Annotated in this window: 19 protein-coding genes; 12 read left to right on the top strand and 7 right to left on the bottom strand. The window is 65.8% G+C overall.

Features of this window, described 5'->3' with window-relative positions; genetic code table 11:
- The 3 genes from G570_RS04285 to G570_RS04275 all read left to right on the top strand — a co-directional run bounded on the left by G570_RS04285 (window position 1) and on the right by G570_RS04275 (window position 2,026).
- Complete coding sequence (locus tag G570_RS04285) at window positions 1-801, top strand: undecaprenyl-diphosphate phosphatase (RefSeq protein ID WP_037499512.1); 801 nt, start codon at window positions 1-3, stop codon at window positions 799-801.
- A 74-nt stretch (window positions 802-875) separates the two neighbouring features.
- Window positions 876-1,295 (top strand): hypothetical protein, encoded by a 420-nt coding sequence (locus G570_RS04280; protein ID WP_156930316.1) that lies wholly within the window; start codon window positions 876-878, stop codon window positions 1,293-1,295.
- Window positions 1,296-1,354: 59 nt separating this feature from the next.
- Entirely contained in the window at window positions 1,355-2,026 is a 672-nt protein-coding gene (locus G570_RS04275) for a glutathione S-transferase family protein (RefSeq protein WP_037499507.1), read from the top strand.
- Window positions 2,027-2,050: 24 nt separating this feature from the next.
- Here G570_RS04275 and G570_RS04270 read toward each other — a convergent pair whose 3' ends face one another.
- A complete protein-coding gene (locus G570_RS04270; protein WP_169731728.1) occupies window positions 2,051-3,799 on the bottom strand; it encodes a TIR domain-containing protein in 1,749 nt (582 codons plus the stop codon).
- A gap of 440 nt (window positions 3,800-4,239) precedes the next feature.
- Between G570_RS04270 and G570_RS04265 the strand changes: the two genes are divergently transcribed.
- The 3 genes from G570_RS04265 to G570_RS14065 are packed head-to-tail and all read left to right on the top strand — an operon-like array spanning window position 4,240 to window position 4,801.
- Window positions 4,240-4,461 (top strand): cold-shock protein, encoded by a 222-nt coding sequence (locus G570_RS04265; protein WP_037499504.1) that lies wholly within the window; start codon window positions 4,240-4,242, stop codon window positions 4,459-4,461.
- A gap of 8 nt (window positions 4,462-4,469) precedes the next feature.
- Complete coding sequence (locus G570_RS04260) at window positions 4,470-4,673, top strand: hypothetical protein (protein WP_037499501.1); 204 nt, start codon at window positions 4,470-4,472, stop codon at window positions 4,671-4,673.
- The gene (locus G570_RS14065; protein WP_281169496.1) at window positions 4,670-4,801 is read left to right on the top strand and encodes a hypothetical protein; all 132 of its coding nucleotides are present in this window, start codon (window positions 4,670-4,672) and stop codon (window positions 4,799-4,801) included. Before G570_RS04260 ends, G570_RS14065 begins: the two co-directional genes overlap by 4 nt.
- A gap of 33 nt (window positions 4,802-4,834) precedes the next feature.
- Here G570_RS14065 and G570_RS04255 read toward each other — a convergent pair whose 3' ends face one another.
- From G570_RS04255 to ubiG, 5 genes are all read right to left on the bottom strand, one after another.
- Complete coding sequence (locus G570_RS04255) at window positions 4,835-5,059, bottom strand: hypothetical protein (protein ID WP_037499498.1); 225 nt, start codon at window positions 5,057-5,059, stop codon at window positions 4,835-4,837.
- The gene (locus tag G570_RS04250) at window positions 5,056-5,235 is read right to left on the bottom strand and encodes a hypothetical protein (protein WP_037499495.1); all 180 of its coding nucleotides are present in this window, start codon (window positions 5,233-5,235) and stop codon (window positions 5,056-5,058) included. Before G570_RS04250 ends, G570_RS04255 begins: the two co-directional genes overlap by 4 nt.
- A complete protein-coding gene (locus G570_RS13575; RefSeq protein ID WP_156930315.1) occupies window positions 5,232-5,393 on the bottom strand; it encodes a hypothetical protein in 162 nt (53 codons plus the stop codon). Before G570_RS13575 ends, G570_RS04250 begins: the two co-directional genes overlap by 4 nt.
- Window positions 5,394-5,802: 409 nt before the next feature.
- Window positions 5,803-6,495, bottom strand: coding sequence for a hypothetical protein (locus tag G570_RS04245; protein WP_037499493.1), 693 nt, complete (start codon window positions 6,493-6,495; stop codon window positions 5,803-5,805).
- An 18-nt stretch (window positions 6,496-6,513) separates the two neighbouring features.
- Entirely contained in the window at window positions 6,514-7,236 is a 723-nt protein-coding gene (gene ubiG, locus G570_RS04240; protein ID WP_037499490.1) for a bifunctional 2-polyprenyl-6-hydroxyphenol methylase/3-demethylubiquinol 3-O-methyltransferase UbiG, read from the bottom strand.
- A 54-nt stretch (window positions 7,237-7,290) separates the two neighbouring features.
- On the opposite strand from ubiG, the gene G570_RS04235 reads away from it, so the two are divergent.
- Both G570_RS04235 and G570_RS04230 read left to right on the top strand, forming a co-directional pair.
- Entirely contained in the window at window positions 7,291-8,514 is a 1,224-nt protein-coding gene (locus G570_RS04235; protein WP_037503730.1) for an aspartate kinase, read from the top strand.
- A 2-nt stretch (window positions 8,515-8,516) separates the two neighbouring features.
- Entirely contained in the window at window positions 8,517-9,572 is a 1,056-nt protein-coding gene (locus tag G570_RS04230) for an NAD(P)H-dependent flavin oxidoreductase (RefSeq protein ID WP_425423547.1), read from the top strand.
- Here G570_RS04230 and G570_RS04225 read toward each other — a convergent pair.
- Window positions 9,569-10,015 (bottom strand): hemerythrin domain-containing protein, encoded by a 447-nt coding sequence (locus tag G570_RS04225; RefSeq protein ID WP_051504022.1) that lies wholly within the window; start codon window positions 10,013-10,015, stop codon window positions 9,569-9,571. The genes G570_RS04230 and G570_RS04225 overlap by 4 nt on opposite strands.
- A 131-nt stretch (window positions 10,016-10,146) precedes the next feature.
- On the opposite strand from G570_RS04225, the gene ptsP reads away from it, so the two are divergent.
- The 4 genes from ptsP (at window position 10,147) to tilS (ending at window position 15,370) form a co-directional block, all read left to right on the top strand.
- The gene (gene ptsP, locus G570_RS04220; protein WP_037499487.1) at window positions 10,147-12,408 is read left to right on the top strand and encodes a phosphoenolpyruvate--protein phosphotransferase; all 2,262 of its coding nucleotides are present in this window, start codon (window positions 10,147-10,149) and stop codon (window positions 12,406-12,408) included.
- Between the two features lie 85 nt (window positions 12,409-12,493).
- Window positions 12,494-13,414: a helix-turn-helix domain-containing protein gene (locus tag G570_RS04215; RefSeq protein WP_051504021.1), complete on the top strand. Its 921-nt coding sequence runs from the start codon at window positions 12,494-12,496 to the stop codon at window positions 13,412-13,414.
- Between the two features lie 74 nt (window positions 13,415-13,488).
- A complete protein-coding gene (locus G570_RS04210; protein WP_037499484.1) occupies window positions 13,489-14,397 on the top strand; it encodes a tetratricopeptide repeat protein in 909 nt (302 codons plus the stop codon).
- Between the two features lie 22 nt (window positions 14,398-14,419).
- Window positions 14,420-15,370: a tRNA lysidine(34) synthetase TilS gene (gene tilS, locus G570_RS04205; RefSeq protein WP_037499481.1), complete on the top strand. Its 951-nt coding sequence runs from the start codon at window positions 14,420-14,422 to the stop codon at window positions 15,368-15,370.
- The last annotated feature ends 21 nt before the right edge of the window (window positions 15,371-15,391 follow it).

Below are 15,391 nucleotides of genomic sequence, written 5' to 3'. Positions count from 1 at the left end.
ATGCCCATCCTCTGGCTCGTCATCATCCTCGGCATCGTCGAGGGCGTCACCGAATATCTGCCCGTCAGCTCGACCGGGCACCTGATCCTCGCGACCGAGCTGATGGGGTTCGATGCCGACAAATGGGCGCTGTTCAACGTCGCGATCCAGCCTGGTGCGATCCTGGCCATCGTCGTGCTCTACTGGCGCACCTTCCTCGACGTGTTGAAGGGCATGTTCAAGGCGGAGCCCAGTGCATGGCGCTTCGTGCGCAACCTCATCGTCGCCTTCATCCCGGCCGTGGTGCTGGGGCTGGCGTTCGGCGACTATCTTGAAACGCTGCTCGGCAGCGCGACCATCGTCGCCTGGGCCTTGATCATCGGCGGCGTCGCCATCCTGATCGTCGAGAAGCTGGCCAAGCCGACCGACAAGGGCGGGGTCGCCAATGTCACCCTCAAGCATTCGATCGGCATCGGCCTGGTCCAATGCCTTGCCATGATCCCGGGCGTCAGCCGATCAGGCGCGACCATCCTCGGCGCGATGGGCATGGGCGTCGACCGCAAGACCGCGGCGGAGTTCAGCTTCTTCCTTGCCGTCCCGACGCTTACGGGCGCGACGACGCTGCAGCTGTACAAGCATGGCCACGACATGCCGCCGGGCATGGGCCAATTGATCCTGCTCGGCGCGCTGGTCAGCTTCGTGGTCGCGGTGGTGGTCGTCAAAGCCTTCGTCGCGATCATCCAGCGTTACGGCTTCTCGCCCTTTGCCTGGTATCGCATCATCGCCGGCGCGGCCGCGCTGGTATGGCTGGGCATGCGCTAGGCCGTTCAGCCTGCCGCAAGCGTACCGATCGCTATAAGCTGCTGACCTGCCACGCGATTCGCGGGAGTTTCGTCATGCGCGCTGCTGTTGTTGCCCTACCCCTCGCCCTCATCGCCCTGCCTGCCACCGCCGCCCCGGCGCCGGAGTTGCCGCGCGAGCTGAGCGACCCTGCCATGGCCGACAAGCTGGGCAAGGTGGCCGGCGCGCTGACCAAGGCGTTGATGGACATGCCGGTGGGCGAGGTTGAGGCCGCCGTCGAGGGGCGCGAGCCGACTGCCGCCGACCGCGATCGCCGCGTTCGCGACGCCATCGGCGGCCCCGACGCCGAACGGCAGGTCGAGGCAAAGGCTACGCAATCGGGCCGTATGATGCAGGCCGGCGCTCAGGCGATGATCAAGGCCCTGCCCGGCATCATGAAGGCGCTGGACGGCGTCGAGGCCGAGATCGACCGGGCGGTGTCGAACATCCCCGACCCAACTTATCCCAAACGCTGAAATATTTGCCGCGCGGGCGGTGGACGTAAGCTTCGTGGTCGCTAAAGCTGGCGACCAACATGTGGCAGCTGTTCCAATTCCCGCTTTGTCCTTTCTCCCGCAAAGTCCGCCTCGTCCTTGGCGAGAAGGGCGTGGCGCATGAACTGGTGCGCGAAAACCCGTGGGAGCGCCGCGACGAGTTCATCGACCTCAACCCCGCGGGCGAAACCCCGGTGCTGGTCGACACCAGCGCGGGCATCACGCTGATCGGATCGCAGCCGATCGTCGAATATTTCGAAGAGACGGTCGACAAGGTGCCGATGATCCACGGCAATGCTCCCGCCCGCGCCGAAATCCGCCGCCTTACCCAATGGTTCGACGAAAAGCTGTTCCGCGAAGTGGTCGAGCCGCTGATGTACGAGCGGATGAGGAAGCGCCTGGTTAGCCGCGAAAGCCCCGACACACGCGTGCTGCGCGAGGCGATGCGGATCGCCAACGGCCACCTCGACTATCTCGACTATCTCCTCGACCACCGCCGCTGGATCGCGGGGCCGTCCTTAAGCCTCGCCGACTTCACCGCGGCGGCGCATTTGAGCGTGGTCGATTATCTCGGCGCGCTCGACTGGCGCGGGCACAAGCAGACCAAGGACTGGTACGCGGTGATGAAGAGCCGTCCCTGCTTCCGCCCCTTGCTGGGCGAGCGGATGGAAGTCATCGTCCCCCCGCAGCATTACGACAAGGTCGACTTCTAAGCCGCTATCGACTGGCGGTAGACACTAGGGCTTGGGCGCGACCGGTGGGAGACTGACGCCTTCGGTCAGGCGTTCGACGATCGGCTTGTAACGCGGATTGCTGCGTAGCGGCGCGAGGTCGGGGTCGGAATTGATCGCGTAAAGGATCCACGAAGTCGGGTTCTTGACCGTTTCGAGCATGTCGAGCGCGCCTTCGACATCCTTCAGGTCCGCAAGGCAGCACGCGAGGTTGTAGCGCAGGATGTCGTTATCCGGGCACATCACCTGCGCGCGGGCGATCCATTCGCGGGCGCGGTCGTGCTGGCCCAGCGCGGCGAGGCCGGCGACGCCACTGATGATCGCCGCGCCGTTGGTCGGATCCTGCTGCAGCGCGCGCTCGGATTCGCTTACCGACATTTTCGCGGCGTGCTGGCGCTTTTCCTCCATGCCGACCGCCGGATAGAGGCCGACCAACATTCCCCAGGTGTAGAAATCCTTGGGGTCTATTTCGACCGCGCGGTCAAAGTGGAGGGCCGCGGTCGGATTGTCGCCCTTGTGATAGGCGAGCCGCGCGGCTTCCTTGTGCACCGCCCAGCTGTCAGGATCGAGCGCCAAGGCGCGGGTAATCGCTTCCTCGGCACCAGCGACGTCGCCTTCTTCGAACTTGCGGCGGGCGACGACGCAATGCGCCTCGGCCAGCGTCGGATCCAGCGCCAAGGCCCGCTCGGCCGCGGCAAAACCGTCGTCGGCGCTATGGTCGAAGGCATTGTGCAGGATGTTTTGGACAATCGCCATCAGGCCCAGCGGTCGAGCATAGCGGGCGTCCAAATCGGCCGAGCGCTGGCACAGTTTCACCACCAACTCGAGCTGGCGGATGTCGCCCCAATTCCCCTGGATCCAATATTGATGGGCCATCAGGTAGAGGTTGTAAGCCTCCACATTGTTGGTGCCGCGCTGGGTGATCGCGGACTTTTCCTTGGGCAGCAGCTTAAGCTTCAGGGCCGCCACGATCGCCTGGCTGATTTCGTCCTGGATGGCGAAGATGTCATCGAGGTCGCGGTCGTAGCGGTCGGCCCACAAATGGTCGCCGGCCTTGCCGTCGATCAGCTGGGCGGTAATGCGGACTCGGCCGCCGGCCTTGCGAACGCTTCCTTCAAGCACGTGGCTGACATTCAGCTGCCGGGCGACGTCTTTCACATCGAGCGACTCGCCCTTGAAGGTGAAGGCGGTGTTGCGAGCCACGACCGACAGGGCGGACACCTTCGACAGGTCGGTGATGATGTCTTCGGAAATGCCGTCGGAAAAATATTCCTGTTCGGGGTCGCCGCTCATGTTGAGAAAGGGCAGGACGCAGATCGCGATCCGGCTCCGCTCGGCGGCCTTGGGCGCGGCGGCGGGCGGCTTGTGCTTCGACAGGCGGACGATGGCGTCGGCAAGGTCCGATGGCAGCGCGCTGCCCGCCGTCCAGCCGGTGACGTCGATGGTCTGGAACTGGCGGAAGCCGAGCGGCGGCTTGCAATTGCGGAGCGTGACCGGGACCAGCTTGCCCGCATCGCGCCCTTCGGCAGCTTCATCGAGTACCCAGGTCGAGGCGATCGCGGCAGGCGACCAAAGGACGACAACCGCCTCGCTTTCGGTGAGGGCGCGGTCGATTTCCTCGCTAAAGCTGGTTCCGGCGTTGATCTGGCGATCCCACCACACGTCGTGGCCCGCGGCGGCGATCGCCGCTGCTAGCCCTTCGGCCGCGTCGCGGTCTTCACGTGCATAGCTCAGGAAGATGTTCGCCAGCCCCAATACTCCCACCACAGCCCGACGTCGGCAGCGTCGTGGCTGGCCGGACCATCGCCCATCCCGGCCAATTGCGCAACCGGGCGTTCCTGCCGCAGCCATTGAGCCGGGTCGCCTCGCCGAAATTCTTCGTCAACTCAACAAATCCAGCGATTTGCGGTGGTCGGACAACCGTTGAAGTCGCCGCGCGAAGAGCAGAAAATGTCGATGGGCCGGCGTTCTACTGGGGCGTTACCAGATGATGTTTAGCGTTTCAGCCGATCCGGAATATCGATCTCCGAACGCTCATTTCTGTCCCGCCCTATCTATTTCGGGCCCGATGGACTATATAAGTCGCGCTACCAGTCGCAATTGATGGTCTTCGGCGCTTTGCGGCTCCACTTCCTTCCCTAGCCTCTCTTAGCTGAGGGGAGCCGACGTCCGGTTCCCTATCGAAGGAACCGAACATGACCACAGGCACTGTTAAATTTTTCAACGAAACCAAGGGTTTTGGTTTTATCACGCCCGATGAAGGCGGCCAGGACGCGTTCGTGCATATCACTGCGGTCGAAAAGGCCGGGATGCGCACGCTGCGGGAAGGCAACCGCATCGCCTACGATCTCGAAGAAGATCGCCGTGGCAAGATGAGCGCGTGCAACCTCAAGGCCGCCGAAACCGCGGCCGAGTAAGGCAGCGGTTGGCCAACACCACCCTCCAATTCTATCGCGACCGCGCGGCTGACGCGCGGCGCGATGGAGAGGCTGCAACGCTCGAGCATGTGCGCGAGCGTTGCCGCCGTTCCGAAGAGGCGTGGACGGTCCTTGGCGACCGTCTCGCCGCAACCGAAGCCAAACGATTGGCAAGAGAAAGTGAAAAGGCGGCCCAGCCGCAGGAAGAATGATGAAGACGATTTTCAAGAAGGCGGAACGAACCGCCCGCAAGTTTACCCCCGTGCGCGCCCCGTCGCGCACCGTCCCCATGATCCGCAACCGGGTGGCCTATGCCGCCGCGATGGAAGTGCTGGGATAACATCATGATGATCGGCGCTGTCCCCAGCGCCGATCACCAAAGCGGTGTTCGCGGACGGAACTTGTCCCTCGAAACTGCCCCCTTGATCAATTTCGATTTGAGCTTGGACCGCAGCGCGTCCGCGCCGCTCATGCTCATGCACACCAGGCGCGTGCCGCCGGCCGGCAGGCTTTCCATGGTCGAGATGCCGACGGCTTCCGTCTTGCAGCGGGCGATGATCTCGCTTTCATCCATCGCCAAGAACAGCACCCGGCTCATGAGCGACGCTCACTGGCCGGATCGATCCGGCGCGCATCGTCATCGAAGAAGCGTGAAACGGCCGCCAGGGCCGTCGCGCCACTGGCGGTCCGGGCCCGGCTGGCGAGTTCGCGGAAGGACTGGGCCTGGTCGCGCGATTCCTCGGCGGCTTCGCGGCGCGTGATCCAGCGGGTCATGGGCGGCACGTCCGCGTGCCATGGATTTTCGCCCGCGCGATGAGGCGGGCATAGCCTGCCGCCAGCTCATGATGAGCAAGTCGCGACGGCGCGCAGACCGCCTGCTCCGCATTGCGCAGCGACACGGCGTGGCGTTCGTAGATGTAGTTGAGGTCCATTGGGGCTCCGGGCGTGTAAGCGGGAGCGCAAGTCGGTCTCTCAGTCGCGCAATGCCTACTGGATAAGGGCGCGATACGACCTTGTAGCACGGGCAAGGGCAAATGACCTAATGCGCGCGCATAGCTCGGTACTTAACTTCACTATCGGCTCACGAAAACGGCCATTTTGGGCAGTTTGCGTGAACTTAAGGCCTCGCGCAGCCTGTCCGGGGGACTGGCGAGCATGGACACCGCGACTTTTCACACTTTTCACGGTCATGACGACGTCCGCCGCGACAGTGGGAGATTATGCAACGGGATTAAAGAGCCGAAGCAGACGCTCGCACAAATGGGCGGATGTAGGACAGCGAAAAGCAGTCATTGACAGTTTGATCAGCGTCGGAGCGCCAAGGGCGGCCTGCGAGACAGGCTAATCGTGTTGCCGCAAGGCCGATCGCGCCGCGATGGTCATGGCCAAGTTCTGCCGTTCGGTCTGGATGATATCGAAGCTGTTGGTGAAGGTGCCGATGATTTCGCCGAGGGTCGCGGCGGAGGGTCGCGGCAAATCGCCATGTGCTGCGACATTATCGCGATAATGCGACAGCGCCTCCGCCTTGTCGTCTGTTCCCGCCCGCATCGCCGCGAGGTCCAGTATTGCAGGCCAAATCTCTTGATGATCGGCCTTCAGATTTTCGAGCGAGGCGATTTCGGCGCGCATCTTCACCACCTGATCGTCTGCATAATCGAGCAATGCATTCCAGGCCTCTCCGTCCGATGGAGAGGTTTTTCCTGTCGATTCCGCAAGCAACATGCCGTCACCCAGCATGGCGAAATAAGACATCAGCGAGAGCTGTACGGGAAGGTTTTCCCGGAAAGCGGCCATCGTCTGATCGAAGACCGGGCTTTCGTTGTTGGTCGTGCGATAAAGCTGGGTGATGTTTGCGTAGACCCGGGTGATAGTTTCAGCGCCCTTTATCCCAACGTCTAACAGCGGCCGGGCCCCGAGCCTCGCCTGATGCGCCTTCACCTTCGACAGCAAGGACGCCAGCGTTGCGACGTTGTCGGCGATTGCGGACAATTCATCACGGTGACGGTCGACCTGAGACTTCTTCCGTCCAAACATTATGCCCCCCTTTGGCCCCTAGCTAAGTCGACGGGCCGCAATCAGATAATTCAGCCGCGTGTCCTCGCTCAAATGCAGGCCCTTCATCGGGCTCACTGCGATGCCTTCGACGTCGATCACTTCGAGCCCCGCGTTGGCTAGAAGGCCGCGCATTTGGTCGGGGTCGATGAATTTTTCGAAGTCGTGGGTGCCTTTCGGAATCCGCCCGAAACCTTCCGCCAGGGTGATCGTCAGCAGCTTCGACCAGGCGGTGCGGTTGGGGGTGGAGAGGATGAGGAGGCCGCCGGGCGCCAGCCGCGCGGCGAGGCTGGTGACGAATGCCTGCGGGTCGGCGACATGTTCGATCACCTCCATCGAGGTGACGAGGTCGTACTGGCCGCCGAGGTCTTCGACGCCCATCGCCCGATAGTCGATGCTGAGCCCCGCGCCCTCCGCATGGGCCCTGGCGGCGGCGATGAGTTCGGGGGCGGCGTCGATGGCGGTGACTGTCGCGCCCAGCCGCGCGAGCGGTTCCGCCAGCAGCCCCGCGCCGCAACCGACGTCGAGTGCGCTCTTGCCTTCCAGCGGGCGGAAGCCGCATTCGTCGCCGCTCCAATGCTGGTCGACCATGTCGCGGACGTAAGACAGGCGCACCGGGTTGAGCTTGTGCAGCATCGCCGAGGCGCCGTTGGGGTCCCACCAATCGCCCGCCATGCTGCCGAAATGGGCGGCTTCGTGATCGACAATGCTTGTCTTGCTCATGCCCTCTCCCTAACAGGCGTGGCGCAACGAGGTCACGAGGAAAACGTCCAGCCCATGCCCCGCATCGTCATGAAATTCGGCGGAACGTCGATGGCCGGGATCGAGCGCATCCGGTCGGTCGCGGCGCGGGTGAAGCGCGAGGCCGATGCCGGCAACGAAGTGCTGGTGGTGGTATCGGCGATGGCGGGCGAGACCGACCGGCTGGTCCAATTCTGCAAGGAAGCCGCCGCCATCCATGACCCCAAGGAATATGACGTGGTCGTCGCCAGCGGCGAGCAGGTCACCAGCGGGCTGCTGGCCATGACGCTGCAGAATATGGGCGTGAAGGCGCGCAGCTTCATGGGCTGGCAGCTGGTTCGCGCCAGCGGCGTCCATGGCAACGCGCGGATCGAGGATGTTGAGGGCGGCGCGCTGGACGAGGCGCTGAAAGGCGGCATGGTCTGCGTCATCCCCGGCTTCCAGGGCGTCAGCGAGGACGGACGCGTGGCGACGCTGGGCCGCGGCGGGTCGGATACCAGCGCGGTGGCGATCGCGGCCGGGGTCAAGGCCGACCGCTGCGACATCTACACCGACGTCGACGGGGTCTACACCACCGACCCGCGCATCGTGCCACGGGCGAGGAAGCTGGACCGCATCACCTTTGAAGAAATGCTGGAGCTGGCCGGGGTCGGGGCCAAGGTGCTGCAGGTGCGCAGCGTGGGGCTGGCGATGCGCGAGCGGATGCCGCTGCGCGTGCTTACCGCCTTCGACGATTTGCCGGGGACCGAGATCGTCCCCGAACTGGGAGCAGAGGATATGGAGCGCAACGCCATCGCGGGGATCGCCGCGGACCGCAACGAGGCGCGCATCACGCTGACCCGCATCGCCGACAGGCCGGGGACGGTCGCGGCGGTGATGGGACCGCTGGCCGATGCGGGTATCCAGGTCGACATGATCGTCCACGCCGCGACCGAGGGTGCGGGGTCGAGCGACCTTACCTTTACCGTGCCGCGCGCGAGCCTTGCGCAGGCGGTGAGCGTGCTGAAGAGCGCGGGGATCGAGGGCGACATATTGACCGACGATGCGGTGGCGAAAGTGTCGATCGTCGGGGTCGGCATAAGGTCCAATCCGGAACTGGCGGCGCGGATGTTCGCGACGCTGGCCGAGCGGAACATCAACCTGCTGGCGGTGAGCGCGAGCGAGATCAAGGTGAGCGCATTGGTCGCCGAGGACGAGATGGAGCTGGCCGTGCGCGTGCTCCACACCGCCTTCGGCCTCGACGCGCCGCGGGGAGAATAAGGATGAGCGGTGAAGGCCTGATCGCGGAAGCGCGCGTCATGCATGGCGATGCGGGGATGCTGCGCCTGAAGGAACTGATGGCGCGCGGGTGCGAATTCCTTGGCACCGAATGGGCGATCCTCGGCGGGGCGATGAGCTGGATTTCCGAGCGCAACCTGGTCAGCGCGATTTCGAACGCCGGCGGGTTCGGCGTCATTGCCTGCGGCGCGATGCCGCCCGAACTGCTCGACAAGGAAATCGCGGCAACCAAGGCGATGACCGACAAGCCATTCGGCGTGAACCTCATCACCATGCACCCGCAGCTGAACGAGCTGATCGATATCTGCGCCAAGCATCAGGTCGGCCATGTCGTGCTGGCGGGCGGGCTGCCGCCGGCGGGGTCGATCGAGCGGATCAAGGCGAGCGGCGCCAAGCTGATCGCCTTTGCGCCCGCGCTGGCGCTGGCCAAGAAGCTCATTCGCTCGGGCGTCGATGCGCTGGTAATCGAAGGGATGGAGGCTGGCGGCCATATCGGTCCGGTGTCGACCAGCGTGCTGGCGCAGGAGATTTTGCCGGAAGTCGCAGAGCAGGTGCCGGTGTTCGTCGCCGGTGGGATCGGCCGCGGCGAGGCGATGGCGGCATACCTTGAGATGGGTGCGGTCGGCGTCCAGCTCGGCACTCGCTTCGTCTGCGCGACCGAGTGCATTGCGCACCCCAATTTCAAGAAGGCGTTCCTGCGCGCCTCGGCCCGCGACGCGATCCCGTCGGTGCAGATCGACCCGCGCCTGCCGGTGATCCCGGTGCGCGCGCTGAAGAATCGCGAGATGGAAAATTTCTCGGCCAAGCAACGCGAAGTCGCGGCCAAGCTCGACAGCGGCGAGATCGAGATGGGCGAGGCCCAGCTGCAGATCGAACATTATTGGGCGGGAGCGCTGCGCCGAGCGGTGATCGACGGCGACGTCGAGAGCGGCAGCGTCATGGCCGGCCAGTCGGTGGGCATGGTCAAGCGCGAGGAACCCGTGGCCGACATCGTCAGGGAACTGGTCGACGAGGCGGCGCACGCGCTGGGGGCGCGCTAGGCCGCGTCCTGGTGCATGCGGGCGGCGACGACCCGCTGCGCGAGCGGATAAAGCTCTTCATTTTCGCGGTGAATGCGGGTTGCGAGGGCGGCGAACACCGCCATCGCTTCGGCCCTGAATTCCGCGAGCGCTGCGAAAATCGCCGCCGAGCAGGTCCAGCGAGCGGCGAAGCGTTCAAGCTGTTCGGCCAATCCGCCCATTTCGGTGGCGAATGCCTGAGCGGTTGCCGCGGCGTCGGCATCGCCCGAACGGATCATCGCCGGGTAAAGCCCCTGGTCTTCCTGCGCGAGGTGGATGCGCAGCAAGCCGAGCAATTTGGCCAGCGCCAGCGAGATCCGATAGGCGTCGTTGCAGCTTTCGCACCGGTCCATCAGGTCGATGATCTGCGAGGCAAGGGTCATGGCGGCGTCATGCTGGCGGCGCAGGTTGGCGGTACTGGGCATCGCTTTACTCCCGGACTGGTCGCCGGGCACCGTGGGGCCAGCGACTTACCGGCCTGTTTCGCATCAAACCGAAACGGATGCGTTCGTCAGCGCTTGGAAAAACGGCCCCTTCCCTGCTAGCCCTGTCGGCGATGCCAACTGCCGCCACCGCCGCCCGGGAGATTCTGACCGGCCTTCACGACGTGATGGCCAAGCGCGGGTCGGCGCAGGGCAAGCTTGACCATGTCGTCGACCTTATCGCCGAGGCGATGCGCAGCGAGGTCTGTTCGATCTACCTGTTGCGCGACCAGGGCCTTGAACTGTTCGCGACGCACGGCCTGCGCAAGGAAGCGGTGCATGTCACCCGGCTGGCGCTGGGCGAAGGGCTGGTCGGGACGATCGCCGAGGAAGGGCGCATCCTCAATTTGGCCGAAGCCGCCGACCATCCCAGCTTCGCCTATCGCCCCGAAACCGGCGAAGAACGGTTTCACAGTTTTGCCGGGGTGCCGATCATCCGCCGCGAAAGCGCGATCGGGGTGCTGGCGGTCCAGCATGCCGATCCGCGCCGGTATGAAGAGGTCGAGATCGAGGCGCTGCAGACGGTCGCCATGGTGCTGAGCGAATTGATGGCCAGCGCCCGGCTGGTCGACGGCAGTCGGACCGGCGATCGCGGTGCCGGCATGCAGCGCGAAACCGGGCTGAAGCTGGTCACCGGCATGGCCAAGGGCGTCGCCGTCTTCCACCAGCCCAAGGTGGTCATCGAGCATACCGTCGCCGAGGATACGGAGGCCGAGCGCGCGCGAGTCTACGCCGCCTTCCGCCGGATGCGCGAACAGATCGACAATATGACCCGCGAGGCCGAATTCGGCACGACCGGCGAGCACAACGAGATCCTCGAGACCTACAAGATGTTCGCCTACGACGAAGGCTGGTCGCGGCGGATCAACGAGGCGATTGACAGCGGCCTGACCGCCGAAGCTGCGATCGAGCGGGTCCAGCAACGCACCCGCGCAAGGATGCGCGAAATCGACGACCCGCTGCTGAAGGAGCGGATGCACGACCTCGAGGATCTGTCGAACCGGCTGCTGCGCATCGTCAGCGGGCGGATGGGCACCGCCGCACAGACCGGTCTGGCCCGAGACACCATCCTGATCGCGCGCAACCTGGGGCCGGCCGAACTGCTGGAATATGACCGGCGGCGGTTGAAGGGCGTGGTGCTGGAAGAAGGCAGCCTGACCGCGCACGTTACCATCGTCGCCCGCGCCATGGGCGTGCCGGTGGTCGGCCGTGTGACCGACATCCGCCATATCGCCAACGAAGGCGATCCGATCCTGGTCGACGGCGATACCGCCACCATCATCGTCCGCCCGACCCGTCCGATCACCAACAGCTTCGACCAGCGCATGGCGATGAGCCAGAAGCGCCGCGCCGAATATGCCGCGCTGAAAACCAAGCCGTCGGAAACCAAGGACGGCAAGCATGTCGGGCTGATGGTCAATGCGGGGCTGGCCGAGGATGTCGCGCTGCTCGAAAGTTCGGGTGCGGAAGGGATCGGCCTGTTCCGTACCGAATTCCAGTTCCTGGTTGCCGCCACTTTGCCCGGCCGCGAAAGCCAGTACCGGCTGTACAAGTCGGTCCTCGACGTTGCCGGCGACCGGCCGGTGGTGTTCCGCACGGTCGACATCGGCGGCGACAAGGCGCTGCCCTACCTCAGCGACGACCGCGACGAGGCGGAAAACCCGGCGATGGGCTGGCGCGCGCTCCGCCTCAGCCTGGAGCGGCAGGCGCTGATGAAGGCGCAGGCGCGCGCGCTGCTGGAAGCCGCCGACGGCAAGATATTGCGCGTCATGTTTCCGATGGTCAGCGAACCGTGGGAATATGAAGAAGCGCGAAAGCTGTTCGAGGAACAGGTCGAATGGCTGCACAAGTCTAAGCGGCCCCTTCCCTCGCGCATCCTGTACGGCGCGATGCTGGAGGTGCCGAGCCTTGCCGAGATGCTCGACCAGCTGCTGCCGCGGGTCGACTTCATTTCGATCGGCACCAACGACCTGACCCAATTCCTGTTCGCCGCCGACCGTGCCGACCCGCGCCTTGCCGAGCGCTACGACTGGCTGAGCCCGGCAATCCTGCGCTTCCTTTCGCGCGTGGTGAAGCAGTGCAAGGACGCCGACGTCACCGTCCGCGTCTGCGGCGAAATGGGCGGCCGGCCGTTGGAAGCGATGGCGCTGATCGGGATCGGGGTCGACAGCCTGTCGATCACCCCCGCGGCGGTCGGACCGATCAAGGCGATGGTCCGCTCGCTCGACGCCGGGGCGGTCGCCCAGAAGCTGAAAGGCCTGCTGGCCAAACCGCCCCCCAACATGCGCAAGTCGTTGGCCGACTGGGCAAAAAGACAAGGCGTTGACCTGGGCTGACCGGCGGCGCGGGCGGCCATTGACAGCGCCTCCGACGGCCCCGACAACAGACGCGAAATCAGGCTGATAGGCCCGGGGGATGGGAATGGACGAGACGGTGGAAGTGACGGCGTTGACGGTCGGCCAGAGGCTGCGCGAGGCGCGCGAGGCCAGGAAACTTTCGGTCGAGGAAATTGCGGCGTCGACCCGGATCCCGACGCGCCACCTGCTGGCGCTGGAAAACAGCGAATGGGACAAGCTGCCGGCCGCCACCTACAGCATCGGTTTCGCCAAGAATTACGCCGGCGCGGTCGGGCTCGACCGGACCGAGATCGGCGATGCGCTGCGCGAAGAGATGGGCGGCAGCCGCCCGATCTACGGCCAGCCCGAAGTCTATGAAGCCGCCGATCCGGCGCGCTCGATGCCCAAGGGACTGGTGATCGGTGCGCTGATCCTGCTTGCCCTGGTCGTGGCGGGCCTGATGTGGGCGCGGACGCGGTCGCTCGAAGCCGATCCGGCGCCGGTGGCGGCAAGCGAAGACCCGCTGGCCAACGCCGCAATCGCTGCGCCGACCCCGGTTGCTGCCCCGCTCGTCAGCATCACCGCGAAGGACCGCGTGTGGATCGACATCCGCGACGGGCAGGCGATCCTGAAACAGGGCGAACTGGCCGCGGGCGAACGTTATGACGTGCCGGCCGAGGCGATTGCCCCGACGCTGACCACCAGCCGCCCCGAAGCGCTGCAGATCATGGTCGGCGATCAGGCGGTGCCCACCGTCGGCCCGGCCGGACAGCGCGCGTCCGACGTCAGCCTGAAGGGTGAGGACCTGCTGAAAGCGCCAGCCGCCGCGACGACACCCGCGCCGCCGCCCTCGGCCGCGACCGCGCCGGCCGCCGACGCTCCGAAGCGGCCGGCAAGCCGGCCCGCGGCGCCCAAGGCGCAACCGTCCGTCCAGCCTTCACCAGAACCGGCGGCCACGACCGCGAGCGGCGGCAACAGCAGCGAACAGGCCAACATCACCGAATGATATTCACCCGCGCGACAGCCGCCGTCTGGCATCCAAGTCGCGCCTGTTTCGAAGACCCTGAAGGACCCCGGACGATGCGTTTCAAGATTCTGATTCCCCTGATGGCGATGACCGCACTGACCGGCCCCGCGCTGGCCAAGGCACCGCCGACGCCGGAGCAGCGTATCGATCGCCTGGAAAAGCAGGTCCGCCAAGTGCAGAAGCAGGTCTTCCCCAAGGGCCAGCCGGCCGACACTGCCGGGTTCAGCGACGACCCCGCCGCGACCCAGGACAGCGTCAACGGCCTGATGACCCGCCTCGACGCGATCGAGCGGCAAATGGCCGACATCGTCCGCACGTCGGAAGAAAATGCCAATCGCGTGTCGACGCTGGAAACCGAACTGTTCCGGATGCGCGCCGACTACGACAAAAGGTTGCGCGGGGTCGAAAATGGCGGCGACGCCAACCCGGCGGGCGACGATTCCGCCGAGCCGGTCCAGGAAACGACGAACGACGGTCCGCCGCCGCCGTCGCGTCCCAAGGTCGAAAACAACAAGCGCGATCCCAAGCCCGCCGCCGTCACGCCGGTGTCGCCGGCGTCGAGCGATTTCGACGCCGCCGGCGAAGCGGCCTATGATGCCGGCTTCCAGCTGTGGCAGCAGGGCAAGTACGACCAGGCGATCACCGCGCTCAATGCGATGGCCAAGAAATATCCGGGCCACCGCCGCGAAAGCTGGGCCTACAATTTGGCCGGCCGGGCGATGCTCGACAAGGGCCAGCCGCGCGCGGCGGCCGAAGCGCTGCTGGCCAATTACCGCCGCGACCCCAAGGGCGAGCGGGCGCAGGACAGCGTCTTCTACCTCGGCAAGTCGCTGATGAAGCTTGGCCAGGCCGGGCAGGCGTGCAAGGCCTACGCCGAGCTGGAAGAAGTCTATCGCGGCCAGATCCGTCCGCAGCTAGCCGCCGAGCTTCCGGCGGCCAAGGCCGAGGCCCGGTGCCGCTGACACGCAGCGTGCCGCTGGGTCGATGACGCCCGACCCGCAGGCGGTGCGCCGCTTCGGGCACGATCTCGACGCCCTAATCGCGCCCGGTACGCGGATCGGGCTGGCCGTATCGGGCGGGCCCGACAGCCTTGCGCTGTTGCTGCTGTCCGCAGCGGCGCGACCGGGGCTGGTGGAAGCCTCGACGGTCGACCACGGATTGCGCGAAGCCGCGGCGGACGAAGCGGCGATGGTCGCCGCGCTGTGCAGCCGCCTGAACGTCCCGCACCGCGCCCTCGAAGCGCAATGGGATGAGGTGCCGACCGCCAATGTCCAGGCCCGCGCACGCGCTGAACGATATCGGCTGCTGGCCGCGTGGGCGGACGAGCGGGCCTTGCCGGCGGTGGCGACGGCGCACCATGCCGACGACCAGGCGGAGACGCTGTTGATGCGGCTGGGCCGCGGTGCGGGGCTATCGGGGCTGGCGGGGGTCAGGGCCGACATGCGGCGCGACGACGGGCTACGGCTGGTGCGGCCGCTGCTGGGCTGGCGCAAGCGGGAACTGGTCGCACTCTGCGAGGCGGCCGGGGTCGAGCCGGTCGACGATCCGAGCAATTGCGATCCGCGCCACGACCGAGCGCGGGTTCGCCAATGGATGACAGGTGCAGATCTCGACGTCGACCGGCTGGCGACCAGCGCCGAAGCCCTGTCCGATGCCGAACAGGCGCTGCAATGGGCAATGGAAAAGCTAATCGCGGAGCGGATGGTGATCGATGGCGATGCGGTCACGATCGACCCTGCGGGCCTGCCACGCGACATGGTACGTCGCCTGCTGGTGGCGGCGTTTCGGCGACTTGGCGCCAGCGAACCGCGCGGGGCCGAGCTGATGCGGGCGATCGCCGCACTCGACGAGGGCCGCAACGCCAGCCTGTCGGGCCTGCTGGTCAGGGCCGGGACGCCATGGCGCGTGTCGAGCGAACCGCCCCGCCGCGCCTGATCGGCGGTCCATTGTCATTGA

Origin of the sequence: Sphingomonas jaspsi DSM 18422 (assembly GCF_000585415.1) — a bacterium.
GTDB lineage: Bacteria > Pseudomonadota > Alphaproteobacteria > Sphingomonadales > Sphingomonadaceae > Sphingomicrobium > Sphingomicrobium jaspsi.
Note: the sequence above shows the minus strand (reverse complement) of the source record. Positions and strands in the feature narration are given on the sequence as shown.

Bases quoted from the DNA above. Each gene is read 5' to 3' on its own strand.
- G570_RS04250 (WP_037499495.1), bottom strand. From the start codon at position 5,235: ATGACCCGCTGGATCACGCGCCGCGAAGCCGCCGAGGAATCGCGCGAC.
- G570_RS04255 (WP_037499498.1), bottom strand. From the start codon at position 5,059: ATGAGCCGGGTGCTGTTCTTGGCGATGGATGAAAGCGAGATCATCGCC.
- G570_RS04280 (WP_156930316.1), top strand. From the start codon at position 876: ATGCGCGCTGCTGTTGTTGCCCTACCCCTCGCCCTCATCGCCCTGCCT.
- G570_RS04275 (WP_037499507.1), top strand. From the start codon at position 1,355: ATGTGGCAGCTGTTCCAATTCCCGCTTTGTCCTTTCTCCCGCAAAGTC.
- G570_RS04265 (WP_037499504.1), top strand. From the start codon at position 4,240: ATGACCACAGGCACTGTTAAATTTTTCAACGAAACCAAGGGTTTTGGT.
- G570_RS04230 (WP_425423547.1), top strand. From the start codon at position 8,517: ATGAGCGGTGAAGGCCTGATCGCGGAAGCGCGCGTCATGCATGGCGAT.
- tilS (WP_037499481.1), top strand. From the start codon at position 14,420: ATGACGCCCGACCCGCAGGCGGTGCGCCGCTTCGGGCACGATCTCGAC.
- G570_RS04235 (WP_037503730.1), top strand. From the start codon at position 7,291: ATGCCCCGCATCGTCATGAAATTCGGCGGAACGTCGATGGCCGGGATC.
- G570_RS14065 (WP_281169496.1), top strand. From the start codon at position 4,670: ATGATGAAGACGATTTTCAAGAAGGCGGAACGAACCGCCCGCAAGTTT.
- G570_RS04285 (WP_037499512.1), top strand. From the start codon at position 1: ATGCCCATCCTCTGGCTCGTCATCATCCTCGGCATCGTCGAGGGCGTC.
- G570_RS04215 (WP_051504021.1), top strand. From the start codon at position 12,494: ATGGACGAGACGGTGGAAGTGACGGCGTTGACGGTCGGCCAGAGGCTG.
- ubiG (WP_037499490.1), bottom strand. From the start codon at position 7,236: ATGAGCAAGACAAGCATTGTCGATCACGAAGCCGCCCATTTCGGCAGC.
- ptsP (WP_037499487.1), top strand. From the start codon at position 10,147: ATGCCAACTGCCGCCACCGCCGCCCGGGAGATTCTGACCGGCCTTCAC.
- G570_RS04225 (WP_051504022.1), bottom strand. From the start codon at position 10,015: ATGCCCAGTACCGCCAACCTGCGCCGCCAGCATGACGCCGCCATGACC.
- G570_RS13575 (WP_156930315.1), bottom strand. From the start codon at position 5,393: ATGGACCTCAACTACATCTACGAACGCCACGCCGTGTCGCTGCGCAAT.
- G570_RS04245 (WP_037499493.1), bottom strand. From the start codon at position 6,495: ATGTTTGGACGGAAGAAGTCTCAGGTCGACCGTCACCGTGATGAATTG.
- G570_RS04210 (WP_037499484.1), top strand. From the start codon at position 13,489: ATGCGTTTCAAGATTCTGATTCCCCTGATGGCGATGACCGCACTGACC.